Here is a 14,297-nt window from a genome sequence, read left to right as displayed (position 1 = left end):
TTCAGACTCTGCTCAGGGGGTGACGGCAAAGTTGAGCGTGTTCTTGAGCGTTGCCCAATGTGCCGCCTCGGCAGGCCCCAGGGGCTGGGTCTTGACGTAGCTCAAGGCGATCAGGTTGCGTGTGCCGGGTATCTGCATTGCCAACTGATATTGGTAAATATTGTCGCTGCCTTTGTTGAAACGGTTCTGGACTTCAAAGGCGTCGATGTCCTGCGCTGGGCCCACCTTGATGGCTTGCGCCGGCGAATAACGAAGGTCCTTGACCTGCTGTTCGAGCTTTTTCAGCTGGCCCTCGAAGTTGTTTTGCAAGGTCTCGCCATCTGCCAAGGGGCTGCGACTCACCACCAGGGTGGTGCCCAGCTTGGCGAACTTGAGAATGTTGATCGAGGTGTCCTGCACCTCTGCATCGGGCAGGGTGAATTGGGCTTCGTTGATCAGGTAATTCATGGTGGATAAATCTCGTTATTGACCAGCGCCGGGCTTGCCAGGGAATTTTGATTCGACGGCGGACTTGATCGTGCTTTGCACGCCTTGGGCACCGGGCCCCGTGCCCTTGTCACTGCCCAGGTTGATATCCAGTTTGCCCTTCGTCTGGATTTTGCTGCTGCCGGTGGAAAACAGGTTGAACGAGCCACAGGTCAGGTTGATGTCTCCACCGGCCTTGAGCTCAATCACACTGGCGCCGCACACCAGGCGAATACTGTCGCCAGCCTCGACGGTGTAGGTCGTGGCCGCACTGTCAGACTTGGCCCCGCCCACCAGCACGGTATCGTTGTTGCGCACGACCCGCAGGCGATTCGAGCCAATGGTCACCGTCTCGTTATGCCCGATGCTTTTGTTCCGGTCATGCCCCACCGAATGGCTTTCATCCACCTCAACCACAATGTCCTGATTACGCTCGGCATGGATGTACAACTGCTCCAACCCCTTCTTGTCCTCCATGCGGATTTCATTGAAGTTGGCCGGCGTGCCGCCTTTGCTGGAGCGGCTTTTCATCCCGCTTTGGGTGGCGTTTTCCGGTAAGTCGTAAGGCACCGTCTGCTCGGCGTTGTACACGCGGCCAGTGATGATCGGCCGGTCCGGATCACCTTCCAGGAAGCTCACAATCACTTCCTGGCCAATCCGTGGAATCTGCATCGAGCCCCAGTTTTTCCCGGCCCACGACTGCGATACGCGAATCCAGCACGAGCTGTTTTCGTTGGACTGGTCGTGGCGGTCCCAATAGAAATGCACCTTGACCCGGCCATATTGGTCGGTCCAGATTTCTTCGCCTTTGGGCCCCACCACCAGCGCCGTCTGCGGGCCTTTGACGATGGGCCGGTAGGTGTTGGCCAGTGGGCGGAAACTCTGTTGCGCGTCGATGCAGGTAAGGGTGCTTTCGAACTGGGCCGAGGCTGCGCCACCGCCGCTTTCGAGGCTTTCCTGGGAGATGTAGTAGCGGGCGCCGACGATCAGGTATTCGCGGTTCTGGTCGCGGCGGCTGAAGCCGGTGAGGCTGAACAGGTGGCCGGAACCCAGGCCCCGCGCATTGCCGCTGAACTCCACTTGTTCATGAAGGGTTTGCAGGGCTTCGATGCGGGTGCGGGCGTAGTGTTCGCCGTCTTCGCTTTTGACGTAGGTGCCGGGGTAGTCGTACAGCGGGTAGTCGCCGGCGGTGTGCGGGCGCGGCATGGCCGAGCGTACGTCGATGCTGGCGCTGGGGCGCTGGAAGTCGTAGTCGTTGAGTTCAAGGGAGCCCGGTTGCACTTCCTGCGCCAGGTGCCAGTTGTGCATATGGTCGCGTTCGCGTTGCTGCTCGTCCTTGGGGTAGTAAGGCACCGAAGCGTAGCCGGGCACGTTGGCGTGGGCACCGTAGGCATCGGCCAGCACCAGCACGTGGCGGTCCTGCTCGTGGCGGAAGAAGTAGTAGATGCCTTCCTGTTCCATCAAGCGGCTGACGAAATCGAAGCTGGTCTCGCGGTACTGCACGCAGTATTCCCACTCGCGGTACGGCCGGCTCAGGGCGTCTTCGAAGTCGGAAAACCCCAGGTCACGGAACACCTGCTTGATGATCTGCGGGATGCTCAGGTTCTGGAAAATCCGGCAGTCGGACGTACGGCTGAGCAGCCACAGCCAGGGGCGCAACGTCACCTGGTAACTGGCGAACTGGCCCTGATCGATGTTCTGGCTGCAGCGCGCGACGATGCCGTGGAAATGCCGCTCGCCGCCGTCCGCTAGTTGCAGACCCACGCTCATGGGCTTGCCCAGCAACTGGTTGAGGTCGATGTTGGCGTCCAGGGACGTCAGTTGCAGCTCATAGTTGAACAGCCGACCCAACTCTTCACCGCCGCCCATTTCATTGAGCAGCAGCACATCCGGCCCCAGGGGGCTGGTGATCTTGGCCAGGCGTGACGATTGGTTGAATAACATCGGTTAACCCGTAAATTGCGTAATAACTGTAGGAACCGGCTCCAACTGTGGGAGCGGGCTTGCTCGCGAACGCGGTGAATCAGTCACCGGATGCATCAACTGATACGCCGCGTTCGCGAGCAAGCCCGCTCCCACAGTTTTGATCGCATTCCGTCAGGTCAATCGTTGAAGTCGTAGTGCAATTCGTTATCCCGCGTGCTGATCCGCACCCCCGCCAGCGCCTTGCCTTCGAGCATGCGGGTGAGGAATTCGCGGCTCATGTCCGGCAGCAGGCTGTTGGTCAGGATGGTGTCGATCATCCGCCCGCCGCTTTCGGTTTCGGTGCAGCGGGACACGATCAGGTCGACGACTTCGTCGTCGTAATCGAAGGCAACTTTGTGGGTGTTCTCCACACGCTTCTTGATGCGGTTGAGCTGCAGGCGGGTGATCGCCTTGAGCATCTCGTCGCTCAGCGGGTAGTACGGAATGGTCACCAGGCGGCCGAGCAGCGCCGGCGGGAAAATCTCCAGCAACGGCTGGCGCAGGGCCTTGGCGATTTCCTCGGGCTCTGGGATGTTCGCCGGGTCTTTGCAGACCCGGGAAATCAGCTCGGTACCGGCGTTGGTGGTCAGCAGGATCAAGGTGTTCTTGAAGTCGATCACCCGGCCTTCGCCGTCCTCCATCACGCCCTTGTCGAATACCTGGAAGAAGATCTCGTGCACGTCCGGGTGGGCTTTTTCCACCTCGTCCAGCAGCACCACGCTGTAGGGTTTGCGCCGTACGGCTTCGGTCAGCACGCCGCCTTCGCCATAGCCGATGTAGCCCGGTGGCGCGCCCTTGAGGGTGGACACGGTATGGGCTTCCTGGAACTCGCTCATGTTGATGGTGATCACGTTCTGCTCACCGCCGTACATGGCCTCGGCCAGGGCCAGGGCGGTTTCGGTCTTGCCTACGCCGGAGGTGCCGGCAAGCATGAACACGCCAATCGGCTTGCTCGGGTTGTCGAGGCCGGCGCGGGAGGTCTGGATGCGCTTGGCGATCATCTGCAAGGCATGGTCCTGGCCGATGATGCGTTTCTTCAGGTGCTGGTCGAGGTTGAGCACCGTCTCCAGTTCGTTGCGGGCCATGCGGCCCACCGGGATGCCGGTCCAGTCGGCGACCACTGAGGCCACCGCTTGGTAGTCCACGGTCGGCAGGATCAGCGGGGTTTCGCCTTGCAGTGTGGAGAGGCGCTGTTGCAGGTCGACCAGTTGCGCACGCAGTTCGTCGCTCTCGTTATTACCCGCATCACTGTCAACCACGCCGGCTTTTTCGCGCAGAGTTGCACGGGTGGCGAGCAACTCATCCACCAGGGTTTTCTCTTCGGCCCAACGGCTTTCCAGGGTGGCCAGGCGCTCGCGTTCGGCACCCAGCAGCGCTTCGCTGTTGGTCTGGCGCGCACCGATGGCGATGCCGATCGCATGCTCGCGGGCGATGATTTGCAGCTCGGTTTCCAGCGCCTCGATTCGACGGCGGCTGTCGTCGACTTCCGCCGGCACCGCGTGCAGGCTGATCGCGACGCGGGCGCAGGCGGTGTCCAGCAGGCTCACGGATTTGTCCGGCAATTGACGCGCCGGAATGTAGCGGTGGGACAGCTTCACCGAAGCTTCCAAGGCTTCATCCAGGATCTGCACCTGATGGTGTTTCTCCATGGTCGAGGCCACGCCGCGCATCATCAGCAGCGCCTTGTCTTCCGACGGCTCGGCCACTTGTACCACCTGGAAGCGGCGGGTCAGGGCCGGGTCTTTTTCGATGTGCTTCTTGTACTCGGCCCAGGTGGTGGCGGCCACGGTACGCAAGGTGCCACGGGCGAGGGCGGGTTTGAGCAGGTTGGCCGCGTCACCGGTCCCGGCGGCGCCACCGGCACCTACCAGGGTGTGGGCTTCGTCGATAAACAGGATGATCGGTTTCGGCGAGGCCTGGACGTCTTCGATGACCTGGCGCAGACGCTGTTCGAACTCGCCTTTCATGCTGGCGCCGGCTTGCAGCAGGCCCACATCCAGGCTGCGCAGTTCCACATCTTTCAGCGCTGGCGGCACGTCGCCGGCGACGATGCGCAGGGCGAAGCCTTCGACCACGGCGGTCTTGCCGACACCGGCTTCACCGGTAAGGATCGGGTTGTTCTGGCGGCGACGCATGAGGATGTCCACCAGTTGGCGGATCTCTTCGTCACGCCCGACGATCGGGTCGAGCTTGCCGCTACGGGCTTGTTCGGTCAGGTCGACGGTGAAGCGCTTGAGGGCTTCCTGCTTGCCCATCGCGCTCGGGGCCATGGCGCCGCTGGCCTCGCCCGGAACGGCGCCGGCGTTGAAACCGTCGCTGGCACTCAGTGCATTTTCGGGCGAGTCGCCGACGTATTCGTCAAAGCGTTCGCTCAGGGCTTCGGCCTTGATCTTGTCGAATTCCCCAGACAACCCCAGCAGCGCATGGCGCAGGCTTGGCGTCTTGAGGATCCCCAGCACCAGGTAGCCGGTGCGCACTTGGGTTTCGCCAAACATCAGGCTGCCGTAGACCCAGCCACGCTCGACCGCTTCCTCCACATGGGATGACAGGTCGGTGATCGACGTCGAGCCACGGGGCAGGCGGTCCAGGGCTTCGGTCAGGTCACGGGCCAGGCGCGCCGGCTCGACGTTGAACTGCCGGATGATGCGGTGCAGGTCCGAGTCCTGCAGTTGCAGCAACTGGTGAAACCAGTGGGCCAGTTCCACATACGGGTTGCCCCGCAGCTTGCAGAACACGGTGGCGGCTTCGATGGCCTTGTAGGCCACGCTGTTGAGTTTGCCGAACAGTGCGGCGCGACTGATTTCACCCATGCTCTGGATTCCTTGAGGTGTTGGCGTGTTCGGCGTAATGCCGGGCCAGGATTAGGTCGTTGGCGTCATGCTCGGGTTGGCCGAGCCAGGTGTTGAAACCGAGACGGAACTGGCCGTTGAGTTGCAGGGCCGGCACTTCCGGTTGTTGCAGGATCAGGTTCAGGTCCCAGTCCAGTTCATGGCCCAGGTACTCCGCGACCCACGCCACCAGCTCGTTGAACGGCTGGCTGCCAGGCAGCATGCCCATGTAGTCATCGAGCTTCAGGGGGCCGAGGCGGATACGGAATTTGTGCTGGCGGTCCCACACGTGGCTGCCCAGGCAAAAGTCCACGCCCAGTTGGTTGGCGCTGACACTCACGCGGCTGCGCTCGGGCAGTTCCAGCCATTGGCCGACGTATTCTTCGATCTCCACCGGCAGGCCGAAGTACTCGCCGAGAATCGCTTTCAGGCCATCCGGGTAGCGGGTTTGCGCCGACAGGTGGCCGCTGTAATGCAGCTTCGCCGTGTCGGGGATCAGGCCTTGGTTGAGCAGGCTCGGTGTACCGCGACCACTCAGTGCCGCGAGGCGCGCCGACCAGTAGTCATCGTCCGGACGGTCATGGCTGACGGTCGGCCGTGCCTCGGCCCATGCGCGATAAAACAGGGTCAGCAGGCGGTGGTGGAACACATCCAGGAAGCGCTTGCTGGTGCTGTCGGCGTTGTTGCGCTGGCGCTCACGCACGTACTCGGTGATGTGCAGCGGCAGCGGGCCGTTGGGGCCGCCGAGGCCGAAGAAGAACTGCTCCAGCCGTGCCGGCTGGCCTTCAGCCCCAGGTTCGACCGAGGCCAATGTGGCCGGCGCAAACGTGCAATCGGCCTGCTGCCCGAGACGCAACGGGTCATCCGCCAGGCGCAGGGAATGTCCCAGGCGTGGCAGGTCCGGCGATTCGCACTCGATACGACGCAGCGCCTGGAAGAAGTCATATTCCCAGGGCTCCTGATGCATCGCATCCAGAGTACTCACAGGGTCGGACGGCGTCCGGGCTTGGCTTTCCATCGCATGATCTCGCCGCGTTCGGTGGTACGGATCACCGTCTCGGTAAAACTGTTGATCGACACATAGCGTGCCAGGAACCGTTCAAACACCGCACCGAGCAGGAACACGCCGGTGCCGCGGAACGCGTTTTCATCAAATTCCAGGGTGATCTCCAGGCCCCGGCCAAACACGATCGGGCCGGGCATCGGCAGGCGGCGGGTTACCGCTTTGCTGCTGACTTCCCGCAGGCCTTCGATCTGCAATTGCAGGGCGGCATCGTTGCTGTCGCCATACAGACGCAGCAGTTCACGCAGCGCGGCGGCGCCCTGGCCTTGCTCGCTCAGCGACAGGTAGTTCAACGACAACTGGCTGATCAGGCGCCATGCCTTGGCGTCATGGGCATGGCTGGCGCGCGGGCGGCTTGGCCCGGCGACGCAACGCACGGCCAAGACCGGCGCACTGTCGGCCAGGGTGAAGTCGGTCTTGCCGTTGCCCACACTCATGAACAACGGTAAATCGCGGTTGGTGCACAGCGCGGTAACGCCCAGTTGGCGCAGGTCATGGCGGTACGGCGCTTGCTGGGTGTCCACCAGGCTGACGAAGGTTTCGCTGCCCACATAGGTGGAGCGCGGCCCGTTGCGGCGCTGGTCGCTGGACAACACGCGGGGTTCGCGGCGCACCGTGTAGTAAGCCTGGTCACGGCCATAGCGCGACGGATCGCGTACTGCGTAGAACGGCAAGAACGGTTGCTCGGGCCCGGTGCCGTGGCCCGTGATGCCGCTCAAGGAGTGAATCTCGAAATCCATCGGCCGCGTGCGGTCGGCGATCACATGGTGTTCGTTGACCCGCTCGGACAAGTGAATCCGGTCCACGCGCTTGGGAAACAGGTTGATTGCCGGGGTGCAGAACGGCACGAATTGCGCCTTGCCGACGCTGCCTTCCAGGCTCGGATCGTGGCGGTCGAACAGCACGATCAGTTCCAGCTCCTGGCCGTCACAGCGCTTGACGGCGCGGCTCAGCTCAGCGAATTCAACGAACAGAAAACGGTGGGGCAGGGCGAAGTATTCCTGGAGCAAGCGATAGCCCTGGAATGCCCGAGGCACCACCGGCATTGCCGCATCGGCGTCGTCGAAACCCCGGGAGCGCAAGGCATCCGGCGGCAGGCGTTCAACCCAATCGCCACCAGGCTTGCGCGCGAACACCGCGCAGGCATTACCCAGCAGTTGTTCGTAGAGGCGGAACGGTTGCTCGTCGGCACCGCTGAGGTACAGCGGCAAGTTATCCAGGGCGAGGCTGTTGAACGGCAGTTCGGCGCCGGTACGCAAGGTCAGGCGCAGACCGGCCTTGGCCTTGGGTTCACTGGCGGCCAAACGCCCGAGCACGGCGGACGGGTTGCCGAAGTACTCGGCCTGGGCGACCTGCAACGGCCACAGCGTCACCGGGTGCGCGGTGCGGTACTCGCAGCAGGTCTGGGTTTCGCGACCCAGCGCGGCGCGCAGGACGGTGTCGCGGGGCAGTGGAAAACCACTGGCCAGGGAGCCTTCATCGGGATCGGCCTGCAACTGCACCACGGTCATCGACGGGGTCGGCGCCAGGTAGTGCGGGTAGGCGATCTCCAGCAGGTTGTTGGTGAAGGTCGGGTACTCGGCGTCGAGTTTGAGCTGGACCCGGGCCGTGAGATACGCGAAACCTTCGAGCAAACGCTCGACGTACGGGTCGGCGCAGTCCATGCCGGACAGGGTCAGCCGACTGGCAATCTTCGGGTATTCCTTGGCGAACTCGGCGGCGCTTTCGCGCACGTGGTGCAGTTCCTGGTTGTACAGCTCCAGCAGGCGCGGGTTCATGGGCGTCTCCGCTGGTCGGCGTTGACCACACGCACATGGCCGGATTCCAGGTCCAGGTCGGTTTGCAGCAACAGGCGCAACGGCACCGGCTGCGCCCACAGGTCGCCCTCGATCTCGAAACTCAGGGCGTTATGATTCATCTCGCCATGGCCCACGCGTGCCTTGACCCGCAAGGTATGACGCAGGATACGCGGCTCGAAGGTGGCGATAGCTTGTCGAATCAAGGCTTCCAGAGCACTGACGTCGACACTGGAGACACTGTTGCCCGCCAGGGCAGGCAGCCCGTAATTGACCACCGAAGTACCGGCCGGCGTGTGCAGCGTGGCATCGGCGTTGAGCAGTGAAGTGGTGTTGAGCAGCCACGTCAGGTCACGCAGCACCGAGGCTTTCAATTGGCTCAGGGACAGCACGCGTTTGTCGGCGCTTTCCTTGGGATTGGTCGGGTCATCGTCGGTCAACCGGTCCAGCAGAGACGGTTGCAGACGATCGCGGGAAGCAATTTCAGTTACCACCAAAGCAGCTCCACGGACGGGTTGCGAGAGGAACAAAGTGCCCGACCCGTAGTAGCTGTCGAGCGAAGCGAGGCTGCGTTCGGCTGCGAAGCAGTCGTAAACCGGGCACCGGGACTTATCAGTCAACTATCGGTGCCGGATTGCGAGGACTTCGTCCTCGAACGCAGCCTCGCTCCGCTCGACAGCTGCTACGGAGCGAGGGTGACAAATCAGCGTTTGGTGTTGGAGCGAATGTTCCAGCCAAACTTGATCGCGCCGCCGTCTTTGGTGCCGTCGGCTTTCTGTGGCTGGTAGTCCACCATCACCTGGGCGAAGTTCAGGGTCACGTTTTCGGTGAGGCGATCATCGCTGCCCGAACCGCCGGTGCTCAGGGAGGTGACCAGCACTTCTTCCAGGTTGATGATCATGTACTCGACCTGGCTTTCACCGCCGGCCTTGCGCACGGTCAGCGTGACCTTGTCGATGTGCTTGCCGCTTGCGCAGTGCATCATCAGGTTAGGCGAGGCCTTGTCGACGTACTTGGTCAGCGACAGGTCCTGGATGTTCACCTTGCCTGCGCCGCCGCCACCGCCAACGTGCATGTTGCCGGACTGGGCCATGCCCCAGCTCCAGTTCAATACGTCGATTTCGTCCTTGTGGGCCTTGTCCATGGACTCGCCCTTGATGTCGCCGATCTTGATGAAAATATCAACAGCCATGTTTTCTCCCTGTGTGGTCTCAGCCACAGAATTTGTTAACGCTGATCGTTCCCACGCTCTGCGTGGTAACGCATCTTGTGACGCTCTGCGTCACTGGGACGCGGAGCGTCCCGAGCGGCGTTCCCACGCGGAGCGTGGGAACGAGCGACGGTGTTACGCGCCTTTCGCCGAAGGCAGTTTCGATACCAGGCGCAGCGACACCGTCAGCCCTTCAAGCTGGTAGTGCGGGCGCAGGTAGAACCGAGAGTTGTAGTACCCCGGGTTGCCTTCAACGTCTTCCACGATCACTTCGGCAGCCGCCAATGGATGCTGGGCCTTGGTGGTTTCGGTGGAGTGCGCCGGGTCGCCGTCAACGTAGTTGAGGATCCAGTCCTGCAACCAGCGCTGCATCTCGTCCTTCTCTTTGAAGGAACCGATCTTGTCGCGCACGATGCACTTCAAGTAGTGAGCGAAACGGCAGGTGGCGAACAGGTACGGCAGGCGCGCGGCCAGGTTGGCGTTGGCGGTGGCGTCCGGGTCATCGTATTCGGCCGGTTTCTGCAACGACTGGGCGCCGATGAAGGCGGCAAAGTCGGTGTTTTTCTTGTGCAGCAGCGGCATGAAACCGTTCTTCGCCAGTTCCGCTTCACGGCGGTCGCTGATGGCGATTTCGGTCGGGCACTTCATGTCCACACCGCCGTCATCGGTCGGGAAAGTGTGGGCCGGCAGGTTCTCGACTTCACCGCCAGACTCCACGCCACGAATGCGCGAGCACCAGCCGAAGTGTTTGAACGAACGGTTGATGTTCACCGCCATCGCGTAGGCCGCGTTGGCCCAGGTGTACTTGGAGCTGTCGGCACCGTCGGTGTTTTCTTCGAAGGCGAAGGCTTCCACCGGGTCGGTCTTGGCGCCATACGGCAGGCGCGCCAGGAAGCGCGGCATGGTCAGGCCGATGTAGCGCGAGTCTTCCGATTCACGCAGGGAGCGCCAGCCGGCATATTCCGGGGTGGTGAAGATCTTGGTCAGGTCGCGCGGGTTCGACAGTTCCTGCCACGAGCCCATGCCCATCACAGTCGGCGAAGCAGCGGCAATGAACGGTGCGTGCATCGCAGCGCAGACTTTCGACAGCTCGCCCAGCAGCTCCACATCGGGAGGCGACTGGTCGAAGTAGTAGTCGCCCACCAGGCAGCCGTAAGGTTCGCCGCCGAACTGGCCGTATTCTTCTTCGTACATCTTCTTGAAGATCGGGCTCTGGTCCCACGCGGTGCCCTTGAATTTCTTCAGGGTCTTGTGCAGGTCCGGCTTGGAGATATTGAGCACGCGAATCTTCAGCTGCTCATCGCTCTCGGTGTTGTTCACCAGGTAGTGCAGGCCACGCCAGGCGCTTTCCAGTTGCTGGAAATCCTGGTGATGGATGATCTGGTTGACCTGGGCGGTGAGCTTGGCGTCGATGGCGGCGATGATCGATTCGATCGACTTGATCGCGTCGTTGGACACCAGGTCCGTCTGGGCCAGTGCCTGCTCGGCCAGGGTGCGCACGGCGGTTTCCACGGCTTCGCGGGCACGCTCGGTCTTGGGTTTGAATTCTTGCAGCAGCAGCGACGCGAACTCGCTGGTTTCTTCGGTAGCGCCCAGGTTCTGGGCGCCTTCGCGGGCGGTATTCTCGGTCATGATTATTGGTCCCCTGCCGGCTTCGGCGCGCTCGCAAGGGCCTGCAGCAATGCCGGGTCCTTGATCGCTTTCATGATGATTTCTTCAGCGCCGGTCTTGCCGTCCATGTAGGTCAGCAGGTTGGCCAGCTGCGTGCGGGCTTCGAGCAGCTTGTTCAGCGAGTCGACCTTGCGCGCCACGGCGGCGGGGCTGAAGTCGTCCATGCTTTCGAAGGTGATGTCCAGGCTCAGGTTGCCTTCGCCGGTCAGCTCGTTGGGCACGTGGAACGCGACGCGTGGCTGCATGGCCTTGAGGCGCGAGTCGAAGTTGTCGACGTCCACTTCAAGGAACTTGCGGTCGGCCACAGGCGCCAGAGGCTCGGCGGGCTTGCCGGCGAGATCGGCCATCACACCCATGACGAAGGGCAGCTGGACCTTTTTCTCGGCGCCGTAGAGCTCGACGTCGTACTCGATCTGCACCCGAGGCGCACGGTTGCGCGCGATGAATTTCTGAGAACTTTGCTTCGCCACGTTGCTGCTCCTGGTCGCTTGAGCGACGGTGTTGTAACTGCGCGATCCGTACGCTTATTCGCTGTCCGGCCCGCGCAGATTTTCAAATTGGGACATGCCGTCGGGAATCAGGTTGCGCACGATGGCTGCAAAGTCGGCGTGCACCAGATTCTTCGCTCGGTTCAACAGCACCGGCAGCGGGCTCGAAGGCTCGTGGCGGGTGTAGTACGCAAGGATTTTGTCGAGGCTGCGCAGCACTTCATCGCGGCTCGCGATGTCGCCGGTCGGGCGTGCTGCAACGGGCGCGGCGGCGTATTCAACCGAGGGGGCATTGTCGTCACTGACAACCTCGGGCTCGCTGGCGGCGCCGCTGTGTGGGGCGTATTGGTTAAGTACCTGCACGGCCTGCTTGAGCAGTTGCTTCAAGGGGCCGAGGTCCACGCCCTGGGCGGAACCGACCTGGTCGCTGACGTATTGTTCGATGGCATCACAGGCGGCGCGGGCGGCGTTCAGCGCGTCGCGGGTGGCTTGCAGTTGCTCGGCATCGCTGTCGAGGAACGCGCCGTTGAGCTGTTCGGCGCCGAGGCTTTCGCCGGGAAAATTCTGCAGCCCGCTGGCATTCAGCGCGGCGCGCAGGCTGACGGGGCCGAAGGTGCGCGAACGGGTAAGAATGGCTTCGCGCAGCAGGCGGATGTTCGCGTCGCTGGCCACGCCGCTGAGGGCGTTGATGCGCACGGTGGGGTCGTTGTCATCATCGGCATCCAGGCGCGGATGCAGGTCGGCCCAGTATTCGCGCAGCAGCGCGTTGATCAGCGTGAGCGCGTCGGCAAGCCCCGCGATGCCCTGGAGGGCGAGGGCGCTTTGCAACAGGAAATGTGTGATGCGCAGGTCTTTGCTGCGTTGCAGGAGGTCGAGGCTTTGCTGCTGGATGCTGCGCCATTCCGGAGGTTCGGCGGGCAGGATCGAGTCGCCCATGCTGCGCTCGGGTTGACCCTGTGCGGCACGCTCAAGATGCAAATAATCGGCGTCATATTCCAAGTCTTCGCCACAAGGCGAAGTCGCGGAAACGGCGGCGAGCAGCAGAGGCACATCCACTAAATTCGATCTCCCTATCAGCCCGTTAGATGACGGGCAACTCATGCATTAGTTGCGCGAGGAACTTTGCATGTTTTCTTGGTCATATTTAGCGCTTTGACATCATGCTGATTTCAAAGTGCCATCATTGGTGTTCAAGAAGTTGTGCATTTTTGGTGTAGTACTTATGCCTTGTCAAGGTAAGCTATTCGCCCTCTATGACAGATGTGCGGTGCTTAACATCCTGCGCGACTGATCAGTCGAAGCAGGTGCCGAGGCAGGATTTTTGTCATACAGGCCGGTTAAGATCAGCTATTACGCGGGTTGAAGCAGGCTTTCAAGGTTTTGGAAGGATCTGTCGTGGATCCCTCGGGAGCATTTCTCCCAGGGAACGGCCGCGCGCGAAGTATCAGCAAGGAGGCATGATGTCGCTGTGTTTGACTATCACTAGTTATCACAAGATTACCCCTGGCCAGTGCCCTGAAAAGTCCATGGATCAGGGGGTGATGGCTATTGGCCGCGGTTCCGAAAATGACTGGATACTGCCTGACCCGGAGCGCCTGGTTTCCACGCAGCATTGCGTTATTCAATACAAAGATGGTCGTTATTATTTAACCGATAACAGCACTAACGGTGTTGAGCTAGTCAACGCTGGCATCCGTTTGCGCCGGGGAAACAGCGAGCCATTGCAAGACGGTGAGCTGATCCGCATCGGTGATTACGAAATCCAGGCGCGTATCGATTTCAACCTGAAAGTGACAGATACCCCGTCTTTCACCGGTGACGCCTCCAACAGCTTCGAAGCCCTGATGGGCGCCGCCGTGAGCACCCCGACGCCGCACCCGGTCATCGCGCCGCAGTTCCAGGGCGCCTCGTCGATGGACACCCTGCCGGACCTGTTCGACTTCCTCGCGCCCACCAGTGTCCCGCCGGCCACCGTGCACGATCACGTACCGGCCGAGCAACACGACTTCCGTCCGCCGACACCGCTGCCCGTGGCTGAACCGCCTGCGCCGGTGGTCTCGGGCTCAATCATTCCCGACGACTGGGATTTGTTTGGTGATGCCCCGGCACCCAAGCCTGTTGCGCCGCCGCCGCCGCCGCCGCCACCTCCTCCAGCACCGATTATCGAGCCACCCAAGGTCGAGCAACCGCTCCCGGTGGTCGACGCCAACCAACCCGATTTGCTGCAAGCCTTCCTGCGCGGTGCCGGCCTCGATCAGTTGCGGCTGGACAAGGCCCAGGCCGAAACCCAGATGGAAAGCATCGGCCGCAGCTACCGGCTGATGGTCGAAGGCCTGATCGACGTATTGCGTGCCCGCAGCAGCCTCAAGGGTGAGTTCCGCATGCAGCAGACGGTGATTCAACCGGTGGAAAACAACCCGTTGAAATTCGCCCCCAACGCCGATGAAGCGTTACTGCTGCTCCTACGTCACAGCAACCAGGCGTTTATGGCGCCGGACGTGGCGGTTCGCGACAGTTTCGACGATCTGCGCGCACACCAATTGGCGGTAATGGCCGGGGTCGAAGCCGCCATCAAGCACCTGCTGACGCGCTTTGAACCGGCGCAGCTCGAAGAGCGCATGGGCAAACCCGGCGGGCTGTCGAGCATTTTCAACGGTTCGCGCCAGGCCCAGTACTGGCAGCAGTTCACCGAGCTCTACAGCAATATTTCCCGCGAGGCCCAGGAAGATTTCCAGGACTTGTTCGGGCGTGAATTCAGCCGTGCCTACGAAGAGCACAGCAGCCGACAGCGTCACTAACATCGCAGTACAT

At 61.9% G+C, this 14,297-nt stretch carries 11 protein-coding genes; 1 reads left to right on the top strand and 10 read right to left on the bottom strand.

Annotated elements, in window-relative coordinates:
- Positions 1 to 12 precede the first annotated feature (12 nt).
- From ACA046_RS32165 to tssA, 10 genes are all read right to left on the bottom strand, one after another.
- Entirely contained in the window at positions 13 to 447 is a 435-nt protein-coding gene (locus ACA046_RS32165) for a DcrB-related protein (protein ID WP_017476738.1), read from the bottom strand.
- 15 nt (positions 448 to 462) lie between these two features.
- Positions 463 to 2,409, bottom strand: a complete 1,947-nt coding sequence (locus ACA046_RS32160; RefSeq protein WP_497675619.1) for a type VI secretion system Vgr family protein — start codon at positions 2,407 to 2,409, stop codon at positions 463 to 465.
- Between the two features lie 158 nt (positions 2,410 to 2,567).
- A complete protein-coding gene (gene tssH / locus ACA046_RS32155) occupies positions 2,568 to 5,240 on the bottom strand; it encodes a type VI secretion system ATPase TssH (RefSeq protein WP_497675618.1) in 2,673 nt (890 codons plus the stop codon).
- Positions 5,233 to 6,276 (bottom strand): type VI secretion system baseplate subunit TssG, encoded by a 1,044-nt coding sequence (gene tssG, locus ACA046_RS32150; protein ID WP_008439466.1) that lies wholly within the window; start codon positions 6,274 to 6,276, stop codon positions 5,233 to 5,235. Before tssG ends, tssH begins: the two co-directional genes overlap by 8 nt.
- Positions 6,240 to 8,099 carry a type VI secretion system baseplate subunit TssF gene (gene tssF, locus ACA046_RS32145; RefSeq protein WP_063033828.1) on the bottom strand — a complete coding sequence of 620 codons (1,860 nt, stop codon included), beginning with the start codon at positions 8,097 to 8,099 and terminating at the stop codon, positions 6,240 to 6,242. Before tssF ends, tssG begins: the two co-directional genes overlap by 37 nt.
- The gene (tssE, locus tag ACA046_RS32140; protein ID WP_063034108.1) at positions 8,096 to 8,611 is read right to left on the bottom strand and encodes a type VI secretion system baseplate subunit TssE; all 516 of its coding nucleotides are present in this window, start codon (positions 8,609 to 8,611) and stop codon (positions 8,096 to 8,098) included. Before tssE ends, tssF begins: the two co-directional genes overlap by 4 nt.
- A gap of 209 nt (positions 8,612 to 8,820) precedes the next feature.
- Positions 8,821 to 9,309, bottom strand: coding sequence for an Hcp family type VI secretion system effector (locus tag ACA046_RS32135; RefSeq protein WP_003213345.1), 489 nt, complete (start codon positions 9,307 to 9,309; stop codon positions 8,821 to 8,823).
- A 153-nt stretch (positions 9,310 to 9,462) separates the two neighbouring features.
- Positions 9,463 to 10,959, bottom strand: a complete 1,497-nt coding sequence (tssC, locus tag ACA046_RS32130; protein ID WP_017476732.1) for a type VI secretion system contractile sheath large subunit — start codon at positions 10,957 to 10,959, stop codon at positions 9,463 to 9,465.
- A 2-nt stretch (positions 10,960 to 10,961) separates the two neighbouring features.
- Positions 10,962 to 11,468, bottom strand: coding sequence for a type VI secretion system contractile sheath small subunit (gene tssB, locus ACA046_RS32125; RefSeq protein WP_010168268.1), 507 nt, complete (start codon positions 11,466 to 11,468; stop codon positions 10,962 to 10,964).
- Between the two features lie 54 nt (positions 11,469 to 11,522).
- Positions 11,523 to 12,542: a type VI secretion system protein TssA gene (gene tssA / locus ACA046_RS32120; protein WP_497675617.1), complete on the bottom strand. Its 1,020-nt coding sequence runs from the start codon at positions 12,540 to 12,542 to the stop codon at positions 11,523 to 11,525.
- Between the two features lie 404 nt (positions 12,543 to 12,946).
- Between tssA and tagH the strand changes: the two genes are divergently transcribed.
- Positions 12,947 to 14,284, top strand: a complete 1,338-nt coding sequence (gene tagH / locus ACA046_RS32115; protein ID WP_497675616.1) for a type VI secretion system-associated FHA domain protein TagH — start codon at positions 12,947 to 12,949, stop codon at positions 14,282 to 14,284.
- Positions 14,285 to 14,297 lie beyond the last annotated feature (13 nt).

The sequence above is a fragment of the Pseudomonas sp. LBUM1641 genome, assembly GCF_059716235.1.
Note: the sequence above shows the minus strand (reverse complement) of the source record. Positions and strands in the feature narration are given on the sequence as shown.